Origin of the sequence: Pseudomonas shirazica (genome assembly GCF_015168335.1) — a bacterium.
Lineage (GTDB): Bacteria > Pseudomonadota > Gammaproteobacteria > Pseudomonadales > Pseudomonadaceae > Aquipseudomonas > Aquipseudomonas asiatica.
Genome location: NZ_CP063456.1, coordinates 2,320,421 through 2,340,258 on the forward strand (window position 1 = coordinate 2,320,421; position 19,838 = coordinate 2,340,258).

The following is a 19,838-nucleotide window of genomic DNA, read 5'->3' on the forward strand; positions in this document are numbered from 1 at the left end:
CAACACCGGTATCAATACCTCGTTGCTGGTGAAGCATGCCTACAACCCGATTCACCGCCGTTACCAGTACGACCCGGCGGGTGAACTGATATCGCACACCAGCGCGCTGGGGGGCTTCCTGATCGGGGCCGCCCTGGGCATCGCGCTGGTGGCCACGGTGGCCATCGCCACCTTCACCTGTGGGTTCGGCGTGGCTTTGCTGGCCGGCCTCGCAGCCGGCATCGGGGGCAGCTTGCTGACCGCCGCCGGAGAGGCGATAGGCAGTATGTTCTCGTCCCCCTCAGGGACGATAACCACTGCCTCACCCAACGTTTTCATCAACAGCCGCAAGGCCGCCCGCGTCGAAAAAAGCATCGGTGCCTGCGACAAGCACCCAGGGCCGGTGCAGATTGCCGAAGGCTCGACCAACGTCTTCATCAACAGCGTCGCGGCTGCACGCAAGGGCGACAAGCTGACCTGCGGCGCGACCATTTCCGGTGGGTCGGACAACGTCATCATCGGCGGTGGCACCTACCGCTATCTGCCAGTGGATGACGAGATCCCGGAGTGGCTGCGCACCACCGTGGATGTGCTGATGGCCATTGCCGGTGCCGCTGGCGGTATTGCGCAGCTGATCAAGGCGGGTACCCAGGCCGGCATGAAAGCCGTCATGCCTCGCGCCTTGAAGTTCACCGCCGGCTTCGTCGCTGGCGAGGTAGCCAGCCGCTACGTGGTCGAACCCGTCGCCCGCAGGGCCATCGGCGGCCTGGTCGGCAACCCGGTCGACCTCACCACCGGCCGCAAACTGATCCCCGACGAAATCGACTTCAGCCTGCCTGGCCTGATGCCGATCGAGTGGTCACGCTTCTACGCCAGCGACCTGACTGTCGATAGCGTGCTCGGTCGCGGCTGGGTGCTGCCTTGGGAGCAGAGCCTGCGCCGCCAGGGCTCGTTCATCTACCTCACCGACAACCAGGGCCGCGAAATCCCGTTCGTGACCTTGCAACCGGGCCAGCGCATCTACAACCCGCACGAACAGGTGTACCTGGTATGCACCGAGGGCGGCCACTACATCCTGCAAACGCTGGACAACCTGTTTTTCTATTTCGGCGAAGTGCCAGACACCAACAGCGAAGTGCCGCTGCAACGCATCGAGAACGCCCTCGGCCACTTCCTGCATTTCACCCGCACGCCAGACGGCACGCTGACCGACATCAGCGCCACCGGCGGTACCCGCGTGCACCTGCACTACGACAACCCGCTGGGTCGCCTGACCGACATCAAGCGCGTGGTGAACAACGAAGCGGTGGAAACGCTCACCCAGTACCGCTACGACGAACACGGCCAACTGAGCGCGGTGATCAACCGCAACGGCGACACGGTGCGCAGCTTCAGCTACGCCGAAGGCCTGATGGTGACCCACAGCAACGCGCTGGGCCTGGGCTGCCACTACCGTTGGGAAACCCTCGGCGACAAGCCGCGCGTGGTCGAGCACTGGACCAGCGATGGCGAGCACTACCACTTCCGCTACGACCTAGACGCCCGCACCAGCTGGGCCACCGACGTGCTCGGCCGCGAGCTGGAAGTGCAGTACAACGCCGACCACCGCGTGGTCGCCAGCCATGACTACGGTGGCGAACGCTACGCCATCGAGCTGGACGAGCAGGGCAACATGGTTGGCCTGGATTTGCCGGACGGCAACCGGCTCGCCTTCAAGTACGATGAATACGCCCGCCTGCTGGAAGAAACCGACCCGCTGGGCCGCAAGACCACCTACGAATATCACCACCTGACCACGCTGGTGACCCAGGTCAGCTATCCGGACGGCAGCACCTGGCGAGCGCGCTACGACGACAAGGGCAACCTGCTCGCCGAATACGATGCCCTCGGCCAGATGACCGAGTACCTGAACAGCGATGACGGCCTGCCGCATACGATCATCGACGCGACCTACAAGTCCAAGTACCTGTGGTGGAACACCCTGGCCCAGGTCGAGCGTTATCAGGACTGCTCGGGCAAGAGCACCTGGTACCGCTACGACGAGCGTCAGCACCTGGTGGCGGTGACCGATGCGCTGAACCAGACCACCACGCTGGAGCGCAAGCCCGACGGTGAGGTGCTGCGCATCAGCCATCCGGACGGTACTGCGGAAACCTTCACCTACAACGTCTACGGCCAGGTGCTCAGCCACACCGACGGCAAGGGCCAGACCACACGCCTGATGCGTACGGCGCGTGGCCTGCCGAGCAGCCGCCAGGATGCCAAGGGCCAGCGGGTACGCTACGAGTACGACAAGGCCGTGCGCCTGATCGCGCTGGTCAATGAGAACAATGCCACGTACAGCTTTGCCTACGACGCTTCGGACCGGCTGACTGAAGAAGTGCGGGTGGATAACCTGACCCGGCGTTTCAGCTACAACGTCGGAGGCCATCTCACGCGACTGGATGAGATTGGCTACGGTGAAAACGCCGAACGCCCGGAACGTCATACGCTGTTCGAGCGCGATGCCATTGGCCGGTTGGTCGCCAAGATCAATCGCGATGCGAGCCAGACCTTTGCGTACGACGACGGCGACCGGTTGCTGAGCATCGAGCGGCAACCGACCGGGATCGGCAAGCAGCTTGGGATCACGGAAGAGAAGCTGGAGTACGCCTACGATCTGCTGGGGCGGCTGACCAAAGAAATCACCCCCGACGGCACGCTCGGCTACGAGTACGATCCGCTCGGCAACCTGACCACATTGACCCTGCCGGATGGTCGCAAGGTCAACCACCTGTACTACGGCAGCGGGCACCTGCACCAGCTGAACCTGGACGGTCAGGTGATCAGCGACATGGAGCGCGACGACCTGCACCGCGAGGTGTACCGGACTCAGGGCAAGCTCACCAGCTGCTTCGGTTATGACGCGATGGGGCGCAAGGCCTGGCAGTTTGCCTCGACCTTGCCGGCCGACAAGCTCTCGCAGGTGCACAACACCGGTATCAATACCTCGTTGCTGGTGGAGCATGCGTATAACCCGATCCACCGTCGCTATCAGTACGACCCGGCGGGTGAACTGGTGCGCACGCTGGACAAGCTACGGGGTGAGATCAAATACGAGTACGAAGCCAACGGGCAGTTGCGCAGCCGCGATACCGGCTCGCTGGTGGGCAGCGAGGAGTTCCGCTACGACGCGGCGGCCAACCGGCTGGACTTCAATGCGCGGCAGTTCGACAAGGTCAAGGACAACCGGATCAAACAGTGGCGGGATCAGGAGTACCGTTACGACCCGTGGGGCAACCTGATCGAGAAGCGCTCGGGGCACAGCAAGCTGCAGAGCTTTAGCTATGACAGCGAGAACCGGCTGGTGCGGGCGGAAACGTTGGTCAATGGCAAGCTGGAGAGTACCGGGCACTACCGTTACGACAGCCTGGGGCGGCGGGTTGCCAAGCAAGCGGAAATCAACGGCGAAGTCGAACAGAAGCGCTTCCTCTGGCAAGGGTTGAGAATGCTGCGGGAGGAGACGCCCGGGCAGAGCATCCTGTACCTGTATGAGCCGGGTAGCTATGCGCCGTTGGCGCGGGTCGATCAGGCGGAAGGAGAGGAGCAGAAGGTTTATTACTTCCATACTGACCAGATTGGTACGCCGCTGGAGCTGACGGACAGTGATGGCGAGATCGTTTGGCAGGCGACGTATCGTTCTTGGGGTGCAATAGATTCTGCCGGTCAAGGATGTCGAGCAAAACCTACGGTTCCAAGGTCAGTATTTTGATTGCGAAACGGCGCTGCATTACAATACTTTTAGGTACTATGACACAGAGAATGGTCGTTTCACTACTCAAGATCCAATAGGATTGTTAGGTGGTACAAATCTTTATCGTTATGCGCCAAATCCATGTGCCTGGATTGATCCATGGGGGTGGGCATATAAGGGGGTCGATTTTACAGGCTCACCTGACTTGTTTCCCGTAACTGGGAACCAGAAAAAAATTGTAACGATAACGATGCAAGGTTCCAGAGGTCGAGACTTCACTCAAGCTTTCAAAGAAGCTGGCATTAAAGCTACTGATCCTGCAGTAGATGACTATACATGGCACCATGTAGACGACTTTGATCCTAAAACTGGTAAATCAACTATGCAGCTCGTTAAGACCTCAGCGCATGAAGCGACTTTCCCTCACGGTGGTTCTGTTTCGCAATTTGAGAAACATTTTGGGTTGCGCTCGGGGGATTATGGTAAGGCAGAGGCAATTGCGATTTCTCATGACAAAGGTTGGCTTAAAGGTCGGGCACCAAAAAATCATCTGTAACATGCTAATTTAAGGAGTGGACTGTCGTGCTCATAAATCTATCAAGATCTGAACCTCAGATAAATAAAATGGATGTAGAATTTCTTGAAGGTCAGCTATCCGTTCAACTGCCTGATTTTTTCAAGCAGTTTTTCTTAAAAAATAATGGCGGAGTGCCAGACAAAGATTGGTGGGATAGTGGGGATGATTATGAGCCTATTAGAGTAAAAAGATTCAAGGCTATAGCCCGAGCTGCCGCTACGGATTCACTAGATACGAAGTATATTTGGTCGTGTTACCAAGCCATGACGGCGCGAAACGTCATTCCTGCGACAATTCTCCCGTTCGCTACTGATGATGGCGGAAATTTCTTCTGCCTTGACTTGGTGGAGGGCGGCGTATGTTATTTTGCGACAGACTCTTATGATGCTGATTTGACAGTTGCTGAAAATCATTTAAATTCGTATCGTTGGTTGGCTGGATCATTTGATGATTTCGTGTCTGGTCTCAAAGATGAGACGGAAATCGATTTGTGAAAGTTGTGCGGTGGTTTTATTTAGTATCAGTCATATTGTGTTAGTTCTTTGAGCTGATCTTTAAAAATTAATATGGAGGGCTGAGGCATCGGCCTCAGCCTACCGAGTATCTCAACAGCGATGACGGCCTGCCGCACACGATCATCGATGCCAACTTCAAGTCCAAGTATCTGTGGTGGAATGCCTATGCCCAGGTCGAACGTTTCCAGGACTGCTCCGGCAAAAGCACTTACTACCGTTATGACGAGCGTCAGCACCTCATTGCAGTGACCGATGCACTGAACCAGACCACCACGCTGGAACGTAAACCGGATGGCGAAGTGCTACGCATCGACCACCCAGACGGCACTGCGGAGACCTTTACTTACAATACCCTCGGCCAGGTGTTGACCCACACCGATGGCAAAGGCCAGACCACACGCCTGCAACGCACTTCACGTGGCCTGCCGAGCAGCCGTCAGGATGCCAAGGGCGAGTGGGTTCGCTATGAATACGACAAGGCGCTGCGTCTGACTGCACTGGTCAACGAGAACAGCGCGGCGTACCGCTTCGCCTACGACGCATCGGACCGCTTGAGCGAAGAAGTGAGGGTCGACAATTTGACCCGACGCTTCAGCTACGACGCGGGCGGGCATCTGGTCCGGCTGGACGAAATCGGCTACGGCGAAAGCGGTGAGCGCCCCGAGCGCAGCACGCTGTTCGAGCGCGACGCAATTGGCCGTTTACTGGCCAAGGTCAACCGCGATGCGCGGCAAGACTTCGCCTACGACGATGCTGACCGCTTGCTGAGCATTCAGCGCCAGCCGACAGCTACTGGCAAACAGTTGGGCATCACCGATGAAAAGCTCTGCTACAGCTATGACCTGCTGGGTCGACTGACACAGGAACTGAGTCCGAGCGGCGCACTGGACTACAAGTATGATGCTCTCAGCAACCTGACCACGCTGACCCTGCCGGATGGCCGCAAGCTCAACCACCTGTACTACGGCAGCGGCCACCTGCATCAGCTGAACCTGGATGGCCAGGTGATCAGCGACATGGAGCGTGACGACCTGCACCGCGAGGTGTACCGGACCCAGGGCAAGCTCACCAGCTGCTTTGGCTATGACGCCATGGGGCGCAAGGCCTGGCAGTTTGCCTCGAACTTGCCGGCCGACAAGCTCTCGCAGGTGCACAACACCGGGATCAATACCTCGTTGCTGGTGGAGCATGCGTATAACCCGATCCACCGTCGCTATCAGTACGACCCGGCGGGTGAACTGGTGCGCACGCTGGACAAGCTACGGGGTGAGATCAAATACGAGTACGAAGCCAACGGGCAGTTGCGCAGCCGCGATACCGGCTCGCTGGTGGGCAGCGAGGAGTTCCGCTACGACGCGGCGGCCAACCGGCTGGACTTCAATGCGCGGCAGTTCGCCAAGGTCAAGGACAACCGGATCAGGCAGTGGCGGGATCAGGAGTACCGTTACGATCCGTGGGGTAACCTGATCGAGAAGCGCTCGGGGCACAGCAAGGTGCAGAACTTTAGCTATGACTGCGAGAACCGGCTGGTGCGGGCTGAGACATTGGTCAATGGCAAGCTCGAGAGTACCGGGCACTACCGTTACGACAGCCGGGGGCGACGGGTTGCCAAGCAGTCGGAAATCAACGGCGAAGTCGAGCAGAAGCGCTTCCTCTGGCAAGGGTTGAGGATGCTACGGGAGGAGACGCCGAGGCAGAGCATTCTGTACCTGTATGAGCCGGGTAGCTATGCGCCGTTGGCGCGGGTCGATCAGGTGGAAGGGGAGGAGCAGAAGCTTTATTACTTCCATACTGACCAGATTGGTACGCCGCTGGAGCTGACAGACAGTGATGGCAAGATCGTTTGGCAGGCGACGTATCGTTCTTGGGGTGCGATAGATAGTCTGCCGGTCAAGAATGTCGAGCAAAACCTACGGTTCCAAGGTCAGTATTTTGATAGTGAGACGGGGCTGCACTACAACACCTTCAGATATTACGATCCCGAAGTCGGAAGATTTACTATTCAAGACCCAGTAGGCTTGAGTGGTGGTACTAATCTTTATGGCTATGTGCTGAATCCAACCAATTGGATAGACCCCGCTGGATTGACGCCTTGTATGGGGAAACCGTCTCAGCGTAGCGCTGGGGGCATTGGGGCTAAATACGACCCTGTAAATGGGCAAGGCCTTTACGTATCAACAGATAACGGAGTTATCAAGTATGTCGGGCGTGGTGATGCGACCGCCCGCTTAGGTGTGCATGCTGCGACTCCAGGGAAGTCTCACTTGCAGCAGCATGTAATTTTTGATAATAATTTGACCAAGGCTGAGGCCAAATTCTTAGAGCAAAAAATTATGAATCTTAATGGAGGCGCGTTGTCGACCAATGAGTTTACAAACTTATTGAATAGAATCAGGTCGTATAGCCCCTCCAATCCTAATGCTTCAATTTATGATGTGGCTGGACATAGCCCTAGTTGGGGGAGTGATGTATTATCTGATGCTTTGGCCAAGATGAAGGGGCTAGGCTTATGACAAGAGTGAAATGTATGCAAGCGGGTGACTATTTTTCCATTCCGATGGAAGATGGTAGATTTGCAATCAGCCAAATAATTTGGCTTGGATCAGAAAGCAAGGAACAAAAATTTAAAAAGGTATTTGCTTTCGCTGTGTTGTCTATCAGCAGTAACGAGGAGGTGTCTGAGGATACCAAGTATTTGGTGTTCAAAGATCACAGAGGAAGCTTTACGGTAATGTTTACGGCTGTGGATAAACTGAAGGCGGGTGAGTGGCCTATTCTACAGCGCGGTGTGGTTTCTGATGTGGCGCTGATAGATTTTGAATTTAATATGGCGGGCACTCTTTATCGACGAGGAAGTCCAGTTAGGGTTTTGGCTATTGAAGAATACCAAAATTATATATTGATGGGCGTTTCGGGATTTGCTTTAATCGAAAAATTCCTGCAGCAACATTGAGAATTGAATAGCGTGCTTACTGTTTTTGCTCTTTAAAAATATTATAATTAAGGGCGCAACTTTTGATGTTAGAGTTGCGCTTTTTATTTTTCCAATAAATCGTCGGTTTGCGCATGTGCTGAGGTGTTTTGGAAGTGACCTGGGCCATACGCTAAGATTGTGGACAATGAGACAGACTTCGTTCTGCCAGGCTTGATGCCTATCGAATGGTCGCGTTTCTATGCCAGTGACCTCACCGGAGAGAGTGCTCTGGGGCAGGGCTGGATATTGCCTTGGGAGCAGAGCCTGCGCCGTAGTGGCGGCTTTGTCTATCACACCGACAATCAAGGCCGCAGTGTTCCGTTCATCGACCTGGAACCGGGCGAAAGCATCTACAACCCTCATGAGCATATACACCTCGTGCGCACCGAGGGCGGGCATTATATCCTGCAGACGCTCGACAACGTCTTTTTCTACTTTGGCGAAGTGCCGAATGACAATACGGGCGTCCCTTTGCAGCGCCTGGAAAATGCATTGAGCCACTATCTTCACTTCACCCGCAGTGCTGACGGTCGCCTGACGGACATCACTGCACCAGGGGCCGTTCGCGTTCACCTGCACTACGACAATCCGCTCGGTCGCCTTACCGACGTCAAGCGGGTGGTCGGTGAAAGCGCCGTCGAAACGTTGGTGCGTTACCGGTACGACGATAACGGCCAGCTCACTGAAGTAATCAACCGCAACGGCGATTCGGTACGCCATTTCGGCTATGCCGAAAACCTCATGACCCGCCACAGCAATGCCCTGGGCCTGATCTGCGAATACCGCTGGGAATCCGAGGGCGGTAAACCGCGCGTAGTCGAGCACTGGACCAGCGACGGCGAGCACTATAACTTCCGTTACGACTTCGCCCAGCGAACCAGCTGGGCAACTGACGTGCTGGGCCGTGAACTGGAGATCCAGTACAACGAGGACAATCGCGTCATCGCCAGCCGTGACTTTGGCGGTGAACGCTATGGCATGGACTTGGACGCCTCCGGCAATCTCGTTGGCATCAAGTTGCCCGACGGCAATCGCCTGGCGCTCAAATACGATGAATTCTCTCGGCTGGTCGAGGAAACCGACCCGCTGGGCCGCAAGATCAGCTACAAACATCACCTCGCCACGCCACTGGTCACCGAAACCCGATTCCCCGACGGCAGCGTGTGGCAGTCGCGCTACGACGACAAAGGCAACCTGATCACCGAGATCGACCCGCTGGGCAACAAGACTCAGTACCTCAACAGCGATGACGGCCTGCCGCACACGATCATCGATGCCAACTTCAAGTCCAAGTACCTGTGGTGGAACGCCTACGCCCAGGTCGAGCGCTTCGAGGACTGCTCGGGCAAGAGCACCTGGTACCGCTACGACGAACGCCAGCACCTGATCGCGGTGACCGATGCGCTGAACCAGACCACTTCGCTGGAACGCAAACCCGACGGTGAAGTGCTGCGCATCCATCACCCGGATGGCACTGCCGAACGCTTCACCTACAACACCCTCGGCCAGGTGCTGACGCATACCGATGGCAAAGGCCAGACCACCTGCCTGCAGCGCACCTCGCGCGGCTTGCCGAGCAGCCGCCAGGACGCCAAGGGCGAGTGGGTCCGTTACGAGTACGACAAGGCCTTGCGCCTGACCGCACTGGTCAACGAGAACGGTGCAGCCTACCGCTTTGCCTACGACGCTTCGGACCGGCTGAGCGAAGAAGTGCGGGTGGATAACCTGACCCGGCGCTTTGGCTACGACGCTGGCGGCCATCTGGTGCGCATGGACGAGATTGGCTACGGCGACAACGGCGAGCGGCCAGAGCGCAACACGCTGTTCGAACGTGATGCCATTGGCCGGCTGATGGCCAAGGTCAACCGCGATGCCCGACAGGATTTCGAATACGACGATGCCGATCGGCTGCTGAGCATTCAGCGCCAGCCGAGCAGTGCGGGCAAGCAGTTGGGCATCACCGAAGAGACATTGAGCTACAGCTACGACCTGCTCGGACGACGGGTTGCCAAGCAGGCGGAGATCAACGGCGAAGTCGAACAGAAGCGCTTCCTCTGGCAAGGCTTGCGGATGCTGCGGGAGGAGACGCCGAGGCAGAGCATTCTGTACCTGTATGAGCCGGGTAGCTATGCGCCGTTGGCGCGGGTTGATCAGGCAGAAGGGGAAGAGCAGCAGGTCTACTACTTCCATACTGACCAGATTGGTACGCCGCTGGAGCTGACGGACAGTGATGGCACGATTGTTTGGCAGGCGACGTATCGCTCGTGGGGGACAATTGAAAGGCTGGTAATCGATCAGGTCGAGCAGAATCTGCGCTTCCAGGGGCAGTACTTCGATTCTGAAACAGGGCTGCACTACAATACGTTCCGTTTCTACGACGCAGAGGTAGCACGGTTCCTGTCGCAAGATCCGATAGGACTTGCAGGTGGAATTAATATTTATTTGTACGCTGCAAACCCTACCTTAGAAATTGATCCGCTGGGTTGGTGTTCTACTAAGCTAGGTCAAAATATGGGGCATAGAACAGGTGATGGGATGGCTAATCACCATCTCATACCTGAGCAATTGATGAATAAGCCTATATTTGGATCTATGTTTAAGCGTTTAAAGGGTTTGGGTTTTGATGGTGACGGCGCATCAAACGGAATTTTTTTGCCGGACAAGAAGAACGTTCAGTATATTGATTTGCCTGGGCATTGGACGAATCATGATGCGTATACAACGGCAGTGGGTAAAAAGCTACTTGAGCTTAACAAACTGGCTCCTCAATTGAGCGATACGCAACTAATTTTGGGTATAAAAAATATTCAGGATTGGGCAAGGTCAGGTCTTCAGAATGGTCTATTTAAAGTCGATCCTGTTTCGGGTAGGTTGTTGTGAGGTGTTATGAAAGATTTTTATATGATTAATGCTGATGAAGGTCATGGGGTTCCGCTTTTTTTTGATATTGAATGGACTCCTAAACTGCCGGAGTTTAATCAGGTTTTAGAGAATCCCAGTAGAGATATGTTTGGAGATGCATATCAAGCTAAAATTGATCTGGATGTATTTTATGGCGATGCATTCTTTGAACAATACATCGTGTCTTTAGATTTTGTGAATCTTTGTGATTTGTATAATTGCAAATATTTTAGTGTGCCTTTGGCGATTAAGTTGCGCAAAGGGCGTGAGGCAAGTAAGGGTTATAGTCTGTTTTTTGTCCAGAGCAGATGTTCAATTCTAGATGTGGAAAAATCCAAATTTGCTCTCATGGATGAGGGGCTGTTGAGGCCTGAGAGCGAGCGCCAAGGCATGCCTGTGGTTTATGATAGGATCGAGAAGTTCGTTATAAGGGGGGGTATTGATGAGGATCTTTTTTATTGTGAGGAGATAAAACAAATGGTCTGCTCTTCAGAATTCAAGCGCGGTTACTTGGAGAGAAATCTTGCAGGGCTAGAGTTCACGAAAATTGATGGCGATTTCATTTATGCCCCTTGGGGCTGATTCTTGGTTGGGTTGTATTTTGCTTCTTGCGGTTTTTAGTGCTTGGCCAAAAAACAATTCAATAGCATAAGGTTCTTTAACATTTCGGTTTGTGATGGCTGCCTGCTGTACCTCAGTCGTCTCATTTCCAATTGATCGAACTGGGCAATCGTAAGCAGCCGTCAGGATGCCAAGGGCGAGTGGAGCTGTACAAGAAGGGGAATATATCTGTTGATCCGGCGTTTCGTTCCGCCATGATGGATAAGGCCGCTAAATTGGAGCCGGAATTACAGCAATATATCAATGGTTTGCTTTTGGGGTATTGAGGTGATATGAAAATGGATTGGTCTGATTCATTAAAGCTGCGTATTGCAAGCGAGCTAAAGGGTTATGATGTGTATTTTTCAGCTGACGATGTTCCTCTTGAAGTCGACTTTCCCGAGCAGTGGCTTGGGTTTGGTTTTTTAGATAGTGGAAAAAATCATATTCCTGTGGAATGGGCTGATTTTTCTGAGTTTTTGCCTTGGGTAAGCGTGGCTCGACAAATGTGTGTTAGGAACTGTTTTGGCAGTGAGTGATAGGCCGTATCTCATGTATGTATATGGCGAGGGTGGTGATTTGTATTTCTATATGGGGGGGGCTCCGCTAGGCGTTGAAGGGTCAGATCTCGATGGTTATCCCAGCCTTCCTGCGAGCTTCAGGCAGTTCTATTCAAGATTGCATAATGGCTTTGGGTTTTATATTGGTTGTACTATGGGGCCATCAAGGTTGCAAGATTTTGTTCCAATCAAGGATTTGTGCGATGAAGATTATCCGGCGCTTCCTGATATGCTAGGAGTTTTTTCTAGCGGGGCTGGTGATTATTTGGCTTTGGGTGATGGCTCATTCAAAGGCGAGGCTTTTATCTGGTGGCATGAAAAGCCAGAAAGTCCCACAGAAGGAATCGATTTATGGAATGTGATGGACTCATGGATGTCAATTTTTTTGGAGAACTCTGACTCTAACGAGTATTGTCAGGTATGAATTTTTGCGAGAAGATTGAATACAGGCAGTGCATGCCGTAAGCCAGCGAGCCCAGGGGAAGTGGCTTTGCGCGAAGCTTTCAGGCTAGATGATGATTCGAAGACTATTTCTCGGCTAGCAATTTTCGGTCGATTTCGCTTTCGCGACCTGATCGCCATAGGGCATGAGGGCGAGACGATGAATGAGGTTGGTATGTTCTCTAAAGATGACTTATTGCAGTCCTTTGCTTGCGTGGATGAATACGCTGGTTGCTATTTTTTTCAGCACAAGCTTCCAAAAGTGGTTTATGAATATTGTTTGAAAAGTACAGATAGGAAAGATTTGCTGGTTATATCTGAGGGCGTAAGTGACAGGGCGTTTTCTGTGGAGGTTGTTGAGCGGGCGCCTGACTCTTTGAGCCAAGATAAGACTACAATATTCGATATTGCTCCGAATAAGTATGGCTTTACTCATGTGTTGGTTGTGCCCAATACTTATCACGGAAGCTTGAAAGGACGACTGGACGGTAAGCGAGAGAACTTGTATCTTTGTATTCCTATACATCGGTGTGAGTTTTCGGGAAGCGAATCTGAGGGTGAATTTAAAGAAATTATTCAGCGTATGATTCCTATCTTTCATTGGAGTAGGAGCGTTTGTCCTAAAATTAAAGTGTATTTTGATAATCCGGGGACTGAAGCCGGCACTGATGAGGCTGGCGTGTTGATGAAGTACCCTACACTCCTATCGGAGATAGAGAATCTCAATGGTGTAGTTAGTGGGTTTGTTGAGGTTACAAACTATAAGGGCCAGGTGGTAGAAGTCCTTTCTCCAAAAAAAGATGTGTTTACTCTAGTTCGCAACCGGAAAGATGAAGAAGTGCTCACGCATTCTAAATTGGTCGAGGCTTTGAATGGTTTTGTTCTTGCTGGATGATGGAGTTTACTAGGCAGAAGGTTCTGAGCTTGGCGGTCATTAAAATGAAAATTCTAGGTGACGACCGCTGGCTTTGAGGCGGTCGTATGTATTGCTTTCTATTTTGACACTGGCCCTGGCGAGATTGCCGATACGATTACGAAATACAGATCTTAGGCCAAAAGGCACCCGCTTGACATGCTAGGAAGAAAGATGAACTATTATTCAATGTGTCATGAAGTGGTGAAAGGTGGGTATACAGATGGAGATGTAGTGTTCTACCCAACCCTATCTGATTATTATCAGGTAGGGATGAGTCTCTCCTTGATTGGCGTGTCGGTTTCTGTGATTTTGGATAAAACGGTTCGTGCTCTTAAGTCTGATTTTTTCTTGACAACTTCCGGTGCTTTTTTTGTGTCCCAAGATTTTAAGGGTGTTCTTGGGGGTCTAAATACTAGCCTGCAATTTTCCCCTGCGGATGTAAAACACTTTAATGGAAGGTCTGCGGTCAAAAAGTATTATTTTATTCACGTTAATGACAGGTGCGCATGCTTTGACTACGGGCTTTCGGAGTACTCTGGTAAGTCTTTGGTTATGAGTAAGATTCAGGCCGGTGAGCTGACTGCTGATTACAAGGTCCGAGGCGTAAAGAAGATGTGTATTGATGAGGCAAAAACTGGTTCGCTGGACCTTTTCTTTGTGGCAGGTGTGATCTGGATCGACCCTATTGTCTCAGAGGTATTGGTGCGCAAGGTTGAAAGCAATAAATTGCTGGTCAGGTTCAGTTCTATTGGGTGATTGAAAGCTGATAGGTTACTTGTGCGTGATTTTTTATATGAGTCGTTTTTAGTTGGGTGGGATAACATACAACTCGGGGTGACTGAGTAGAAGCCGGAGTACGCCTGCGACCTGCTGGGGCGGCTGGCCAAGATCGTCTGGCAGGCGAGGTATCGCTCATGGGGCGATTCAGCCGGCTGCGCGGCTGCCAGGATGAAGGGGTATCGATTGAAGGACCTGATAACATTCACACATCTGATTTATGGCAAGGGTTTTTTTGAAACCCTTGCTGCGAGCGTCGAAAATTGGGAGGAGCTCCTCGATAGCCGAGAGCAACCATCTTTTGACAATGCTTGGATAAGCAATTTTAAAACGCTGCAAGGGATTAGCTATCAGGAACCAAATAACGAAGCTAATGTAACCGTGCTTAGAGAGTTTGCCTTCAAGGAGATGTTTCGTCTCACTGCGGATGCCGAAATTGCAGGTTACATCTCTGACGATATCGGCTTGCTTGCTGAGGCGCTGGCAAAAGGTCACCTGACGACATGGTGTGAAAAGTTGCTTGCCAGTTACCAATCTGGGCATTTCCCGTGCTAGCCGAGGTTTTCTGAAGCGATATTCGGCTTATCGAGTAGAGCTCAAGCGTGCGTGCTGAATGGTAAGTACCGTGGTGGATGGCACAGGCTTCGCCTGTGTTCGCGGGTAAACCCGCTCCTACAGGGATTGCCCATGCCTTGGGGGTTCAAAAGTGGCGCGGCGCTTCAGCTGGAACACTGGCGGCCTTCTCGTGCGTCTGGATGAGATGGTTACGGCCAGCAGGTAGGGCCGCCCAAGTGACTGCCTCCCCGGCAACCCACGTTTCGGTTCCACCGTGCGAAACCAGATTCGATTGTGCTTCATCGCTCCTCGCGCTTATCTGTCAGCCAAGCACGACCTGCCTCACCCGTCGTGACCTCAAGGCGAACAACAAGAACGGGAAACCACCCGCGCGAGGAGACTCTACATGTCCCGACATCAGCACATCCTGGCCTGGCTGAACGATGTGGCCAGCGACCTGCACGCAATCCGTCACGATATCCACGCTCACCCGGAACTGGGTTTCGAAGAAAGCCGCACTTCGGCGCTGGTCGCCCGTCTGCTCGAAGAATGGGGCTATGAAGTGCACACCGGTATCGGCAAGACCGGCGTGGTCGGCGTACTGCGCAATGGCAGCAGCCCACGCCGCCTGGGCCTGCGCGCCGACATGGACGCGTTGCCCATCCACGAGGCCACCGGCGCCGCGTACAGCAGCCAGCACCAGGGCTGCATGCACGCCTGCGGCCATGACGGGCATACCACCATGCTGCTTGGCGCCGCACGCTACCTGGCGGCGACCCGGCAGTTCGACGGGACGCTGACGCTGATCTTCCAGCCGGCCGAGGAGGGCCAGGGTGGCGCCGAGGCGATGCTTGCCGACGGCCTGCTGGAGCGCTTCCCTTGCGATGCACTGTTCGGCATGCACAACATGCCCGGGCTGCCGGCCGGGCACCTGGGCTTTCGCGAGGGGCCGATGATGGCCTCGCAAGACCTGCTCACGGTGACCCTCGACGGGGTTGGCGGCCATGGCTCGATGCCGCACCTGACCGTCGACCCGCTGGTGGCGGCGGCCAGTGTGGTGATGGCCCTGCAAACCGTGGTGGCGCGCAATATCGATGCACAGGAGGCGGCGGTGGTTACCGTCGGCGCCTTGCAGGCCGGCGAAGCGGCCAACGTGATCCCGCAGCAGGCACTGCTGCGCCTGAGCCTGCGCGCGCTGAACGCCGAGGTGCGGGCGCAGACCCTGGAGCGGGTGCGGGCGATAATTGTCAGCCAGGCCGAGAGCTTCGGCTGCCGCGCCACCATCGAACACCGCCCGGCCTACCCGGTGTTGGTCAACCACGCCGCGGAAAACGCCTTCGCCCGGCAGGTGGGGGTAGAACTGCTCGGTGCCGAGGCTGTGGATGGCAACACCCGCAAGCTGATGGGCAGCGAAGACTTCGCCTGGATGCTGCAACGCTGCCCGGGCGCCTACCTGTTCATCGGCAATGGCGTATCGCGGCCGATGGTGCACAACCCGGCCTACGACTTCAACGACGAGATCCTGCTGACCGGTGCCGCCTACTGGGGCGCGCTGGCAGAGCGCTGGCTCGCGCCCGCCTGACCTGTCCTTTTGACGACTGCCGCTGGAACCCGGGCGCGACCGCGCCTGGGCGTTCACCCAATCATTGTGTGGAGTGTTTCCTATGCAGACTTCGAGCACCGGCGTGTCGCGTACCCGGCAAGTGGTCGCCGCCGTCATCGGCAACGCCCTGGAGTGGTATGACTTTATCGTGTACGGCTTTCTGGCCAGCATCATCGCCCGGCAGTTCTTCCCCTCCGACGACGAATACGCCTCGCTGCTGATGGCCCTGGCCACCTTCGGCGTCGGCTTTTTCATGCGCCCGGTGGGCGGTGTGCTGCTGGGCATGTATTCCGACCGCAAGGGCCGCAAGGCGGCGATGCAGATGATCATCCGGTTGATGACCGTGTCCATTGCCATGATCGCCTTTGCCCCCGACTACCTGGCCATCGGCATGGCCGCGCCGATGCTGATCGTGGTGGCGCGCATGCTGCAGGGTTTTGCCACCGGCGGCGAGTACGCCAGCGCCACGGCCTTTCTGGTGGAGCGCGCGCCGGCCCACCGCAAGGGCCTGTATGGCTCGTGGCAGCTGGTGGGGCAGTGCCTGGCGGTGTTCTCCGGGGCGGCGATGGTGGCCTTGGTCACCCACCTGTGCACGCCAGCGGCGCTGGACAGCTGGGGCTGGCGTATCCCGTTCGTGCTTGGCCTGCTGATCGGCCCGGTGGGGCTGTGGATTCGCAAGCACATGGAAGAGCCCGAGGAATTCATCGAGGCGCGCCGCCAGGCCAAGGGCCAGTCTCCCAGCCTGTGGCAGGTGCTGCGTGAGCATCGGCGCAGCCTGTTGGTATCGATGGGCCTGGCCTGTGGCGCGATGGTGTCGTTCTACGTGGTGCTGGTGAACATGCCGACCTTCGCCCACAAGAACCTCGGCCTGCCGCTGGACCAGGTGCTGCTGGTGCAGATGCTTGCGGTTGGGCTGATGACCGTGGTGATCCCGCTGTCCGGGGCGTTGTCTGACCGGCTGGGGCGGCGCCCGGTGCTGATGGCCTTCACCCTGGCGTTCTTCGTCATGGTCTACCCGTTGTATGTGTGGGTGGCTGCCGCGCCGTCGCTGGAGCGCCTGCTGGTGATGCAACTGCTGCTGTGCACCGCCATCGGTGGCTTCTTCGGGCCGGCGCCCACGGCCCTGGCCGAGCAGTTCCCGGTCGAGGTGCGTTCTACCGGTGTGTCGGTGGCCTATAACGTGGCGGTGATGGTGTTCGGCGGCTTCGCCCCGTTGATCGTCACCTGGCTGAGCAAGGTGCTCGGTACCCCGGTGGCGCCGTCGTTCTACGTGCTGTTCGCCTGCCTGCTGACACTGCTGGGCACCTATTGCCTGAAAGAAGCCCCACGCGCGGGCAAGCCTGCCGCTTTCAACCTTGGAGTGAAACCGTGATGCCGCTAGCCATCGACCCCATTGTTGCCCTCGATGCCGAGGCATTGTCCCGGGCCATCCATGCCCGCCAGATGTCGTGCCGGGAGGTGATGCAGGCTTATCTGGCGCATATCGAACGCTTCAACCCGCAGGTCAATGCGCTGGTGTCGCTGCGCCCGGCCGAGGCACTGCTGGCCGAGGCCGATGAGCGTGACCGCGAGCTGGGCCGTGGCCATTCGCGCGGCTGGATGCATGGCATGCCCCAGGCGATCAAGGACCTGGCCGCCACAGCCGGGCTGCGCACCACCCTGGGCTCGCCGCTGTTCGCCGAGCAGGTGCCCGAGCAGGACGCGATCAGCGTGGCGCGGGTGCGAGCCAGTGGTGCGCTGATCGTGGGCAAGAGCAATGTGCCGGAATTCGGCCTTGGTTCGCAGACCTACAACACCCTGTTCGGCACCACCACCAACGCCTACGACCCGGGCAAGGTGGCCGGGGGCAGCAGCGGCGGGGCGGCGGCGGCGCTGGCCATGCGCCTGCTGCCGGTCGCCGACGGCAGCGACATGATGGGCTCGCTGCGCAACCCGGCGGCGTTCAACAACGTGTATGGCCTGCGCCCGTCGCAGGGCCGCGTACCCCACGGGCCGGCGCCGGAACTGTTCGTGCAGCAGCTGGCCACCGAGGGGCCGATGGGCCGCAGCGTGGTGGATGTGGCGCGGCTGTTGTCGACCCAGGCGGGCTTCGATGTGCGGGCGCCGTTGTCGCTGGGCGATGGCCGGCACGATTTTGCCGCCGGGTTGCAGCGCGATTTCCGCGGCGTGCGGGTCGGCTGGCTGGGCGACTACGACGGCTACCTGGCGATGGATGACGGGGTGCTGAGCCTGTGCGAAGCGGCCCTGGCAGACTTCGCCGAACTGGGCTGCCGGGTCGAGGCCTGCCAGCCGGCGTTCGACATGGCGCGTTTGTGGCAGTGCTGGCTGACCCATCGCCACTTCCTGGTGCACGGCAACCTCGCTGCGGCCTATGCCGACCCGGGCAAGCGCGCGCTGCTCAAGCCCGAGGCGCAGTGGGAGGTGGAGGGTGGCCTGCAACTGAGCGCGGCGGCGGTGTACCAGGCTTCGGTGGCCCGCAGCGACTGGTACCGCGTGCTGGGCAAGCTGTTCGAGCGTTACGATTACCTGCTGTTGCCATCGGCCCAGGTGTTCCCATTCGATGCACGGCAACCGTGGCCAACGGTGGTCGGAGGGCGGGCGATGGACACCTATCACCGCTGGATGGAAGTGGTGATTGGGCCGACCCTGGCCGGCTTGCCGAGCATCAGCGTACCGGTCGGTTTCAACGCTGCCGGGTTGCCCATGGGCCTGCAGATCATCGGCCCGGCCCAGGCCGACCATGCGGTGTTGCAGCTGGCCCATGCCCATGAACAGCTCACCCGTTGGGTAGCGCGGCGCCCACCCCGGGGCCTGCAAGCGCCATGAAACCGCTGGGCAGGCGCGGATCTTGCTGGCTATCCTGACCATCCAGTTACAGGGAGGTCACACTCATGGGCATCACGGCAGACAGTGGCGGCGTGCGTTCGGTGGAACGGGCGCTGGCCATCGTCGACCTGCTTGGCGAACACCAGGCGCTGGGCCTGGAAGAACTGCATTACCTGACGGCGCTGCCCAAGGCCACGGTATCGCGCATGCTCGCCACCTTGCAGGAGCAAGGCTGGGTTTACCGCGGCCTCAGCGACAGGCGTTACCGGCTGTGCGCGCGGCGCCTGTTCGGTGACCGCCAGCTGCGTTTCAAGCGGCGCCTGGTGGAACACGCCGCGCCCATGCTGCTGGAATTGAGCGAACGCACCGGGCTGGTGGCCGACCTGTCGTGTTTCGACGGCGAGCGGCTGGAGGTGATGGAAAGCGCTGTGCCCCAGGTATTGCGCAAGCGTTACCCGCACACCTGCCAGATCGTCGGCCATCATGCCAGCCTGTTTCACTCGGCGATGGGGCGGGCATGCCTGGGTGAGTTGGCGGTCGATGAAGTGCAGCGCCTGGCGGCCCATGAGCGGGTGGGCGACGAGACGGTGCTGCGCGACATCGAGGAGGAAGCGAACAAGGGGTTCGGCCAGCGCACCGAAGGGCACTGGGAGTACCCGGTGCGCTTGCCGTTCCTGATCCGCGCCATTGCCCTGCCGGTGCATGCCGAAGGGCGCCTGGCCGGGAGCATTGCCTTGCACTGGCCGCTGGACCAGGCGCCGGTGGAGCGGGTGTTGAACCTGCACCTGAACAGCCTGGCTACAACGGTGGGGGAGGTGCAGCGGGCCTTGGTGGTTTAGCGGGGACCTGTACTGGCCTCTTCGCGGGCTTGCCCGCTCCCA

At 56.8% G+C, this 19,838-nt stretch carries 13 protein-coding genes and 3 pseudogenes; all 16 read left to right on the forward strand.

From position 1 onward, the window contains the following. Positions 1-49 precede the first annotated feature (49 nt). A pseudogene (locus tag IMX18_RS28010) lies at positions 50-3,881 on the forward strand (RHS repeat-associated core domain-containing protein); the annotation flags it as partial. Positions 3,882-3,917: 36 nt separating this feature from the next. Further along, complete coding sequence (locus IMX18_RS28175; protein ID WP_241865837.1) at positions 3,918-4,268, forward strand: HNH endonuclease; 351 nt, start codon at positions 3,918-3,920, stop codon at positions 4,266-4,268. Positions 4,269-4,294: 26 nt separating this feature from the next. After that, the gene (locus IMX18_RS10555) at positions 4,295-4,783 is read left to right on the forward strand and encodes an SMI1/KNR4 family protein (RefSeq protein ID WP_224765917.1); all 489 of its coding nucleotides are present in this window, start codon (positions 4,295-4,297) and stop codon (positions 4,781-4,783) included. Positions 4,784-4,878: 95 nt separating this feature from the next. Then, positions 4,879-6,900, forward strand: a pseudogene (locus IMX18_RS10560) (RHS repeat-associated core domain-containing protein); the annotation flags it as partial. Between the two features lie 431 nt (positions 6,901-7,331). Beyond that, entirely contained in the window at positions 7,332-7,757 is a 426-nt protein-coding gene (locus IMX18_RS10565; RefSeq protein ID WP_137137506.1) for an Imm26 family immunity protein, read from the forward strand. Between the two features lie 153 nt (positions 7,758-7,910). Then, positions 7,911-10,658 (forward strand): annotated as a pseudogene (locus IMX18_RS10570) (RHS repeat-associated core domain-containing protein); the annotation flags it as partial. Positions 10,659-10,664: 6 nt separating this feature from the next. Then, a complete protein-coding gene (locus IMX18_RS10575) occupies positions 10,665-11,261 on the forward strand; it encodes a hypothetical protein (protein WP_224765919.1) in 597 nt (198 codons plus the stop codon). 311 nt (positions 11,262-11,572) lie between these two features. Further along, positions 11,573-11,818 carry a hypothetical protein gene (locus IMX18_RS28015; RefSeq protein ID WP_217190343.1) on the forward strand — a complete coding sequence of 82 codons (246 nt, stop codon included), beginning with the start codon at positions 11,573-11,575 and terminating at the stop codon, positions 11,816-11,818. Beyond that, the gene (locus tag IMX18_RS10580) at positions 11,811-12,263 is read left to right on the forward strand and encodes an SMI1/KNR4 family protein (protein WP_325169211.1); all 453 of its coding nucleotides are present in this window, start codon (positions 11,811-11,813) and stop codon (positions 12,261-12,263) included. The genes IMX18_RS28015 and IMX18_RS10580 overlap by 8 nt, the downstream gene beginning before the upstream one ends. 66 nt (positions 12,264-12,329) lie before the next feature. Next, positions 12,330-13,175 carry a hypothetical protein gene (locus IMX18_RS10585; protein WP_054573241.1) on the forward strand — a complete coding sequence of 282 codons (846 nt, stop codon included), beginning with the start codon at positions 12,330-12,332 and terminating at the stop codon, positions 13,173-13,175. 192 nt (positions 13,176-13,367) lie between these two features. Next, complete coding sequence (locus IMX18_RS10590; protein WP_191472681.1) at positions 13,368-13,952, forward strand: imm11 family protein; 585 nt, start codon at positions 13,368-13,370, stop codon at positions 13,950-13,952. Between the two features lie 207 nt (positions 13,953-14,159). After that, positions 14,160-14,528: a hypothetical protein gene (locus tag IMX18_RS10595; RefSeq protein WP_224765920.1), complete on the forward strand. Its 369-nt coding sequence runs from the start codon at positions 14,160-14,162 to the stop codon at positions 14,526-14,528. A gap of 406 nt (positions 14,529-14,934) precedes the next feature. Further along, on the forward strand, positions 14,935-16,110 hold the full coding sequence (locus IMX18_RS10600) for a M20 aminoacylase family protein (protein WP_015270479.1): 1,176 nt from the start codon (positions 14,935-14,937) through the stop codon (positions 16,108-16,110). A gap of 82 nt (positions 16,111-16,192) precedes the next feature. Continuing rightward, entirely contained in the window at positions 16,193-17,503 is a 1,311-nt protein-coding gene (locus IMX18_RS10605) for a citrate-proton symporter (RefSeq protein WP_217190344.1), read from the forward strand. Continuing rightward, positions 17,503-18,957, forward strand: coding sequence for an amidase (locus IMX18_RS10610; RefSeq protein ID WP_217190463.1), 1,455 nt, complete (start codon positions 17,503-17,505; stop codon positions 18,955-18,957). The genes IMX18_RS10605 and IMX18_RS10610 overlap by 1 nt, the downstream gene beginning before the upstream one ends. A gap of 65 nt (positions 18,958-19,022) precedes the next feature. After that, the gene (locus IMX18_RS10615; protein ID WP_015270476.1) at positions 19,023-19,796 is read left to right on the forward strand and encodes an IclR family transcriptional regulator; all 774 of its coding nucleotides are present in this window, start codon (positions 19,023-19,025) and stop codon (positions 19,794-19,796) included. The last annotated feature ends 42 nt before the right edge of the window (positions 19,797-19,838 follow it).

What these genes read in the sequence shown, in the direction of transcription:
- IMX18_RS10565 (WP_137137506.1), top strand. Translation starts at nt 7,332, where the DNA reads ATGCAAGCGGGTGACTATTTTTCCATTCCGATGGAAGATGGTAGATTT.
- IMX18_RS10575 (WP_224765919.1), top strand. Translation starts at nt 10,665, where the DNA reads ATGAAAGATTTTTATATGATTAATGCTGATGAAGGTCATGGGGTTCCG.
- IMX18_RS28015 (WP_217190343.1), top strand. Translation starts at nt 11,573, where the DNA reads ATGAAAATGGATTGGTCTGATTCATTAAAGCTGCGTATTGCAAGCGAG.
- IMX18_RS10590 (WP_191472681.1), top strand. Translation starts at nt 13,368, where the DNA reads ATGAACTATTATTCAATGTGTCATGAAGTGGTGAAAGGTGGGTATACA.
- IMX18_RS10600 (WP_015270479.1), top strand. Translation starts at nt 14,935, where the DNA reads ATGTCCCGACATCAGCACATCCTGGCCTGGCTGAACGATGTGGCCAGC.
- IMX18_RS10605 (WP_217190344.1), top strand. Translation starts at nt 16,193, where the DNA reads ATGCAGACTTCGAGCACCGGCGTGTCGCGTACCCGGCAAGTGGTCGCC.
- IMX18_RS10610 (WP_217190463.1), top strand. Translation starts at nt 17,503, where the DNA reads ATGCCGCTAGCCATCGACCCCATTGTTGCCCTCGATGCCGAGGCATTG.
- IMX18_RS10615 (WP_015270476.1), top strand. Translation starts at nt 19,023, where the DNA reads ATGGGCATCACGGCAGACAGTGGCGGCGTGCGTTCGGTGGAACGGGCG.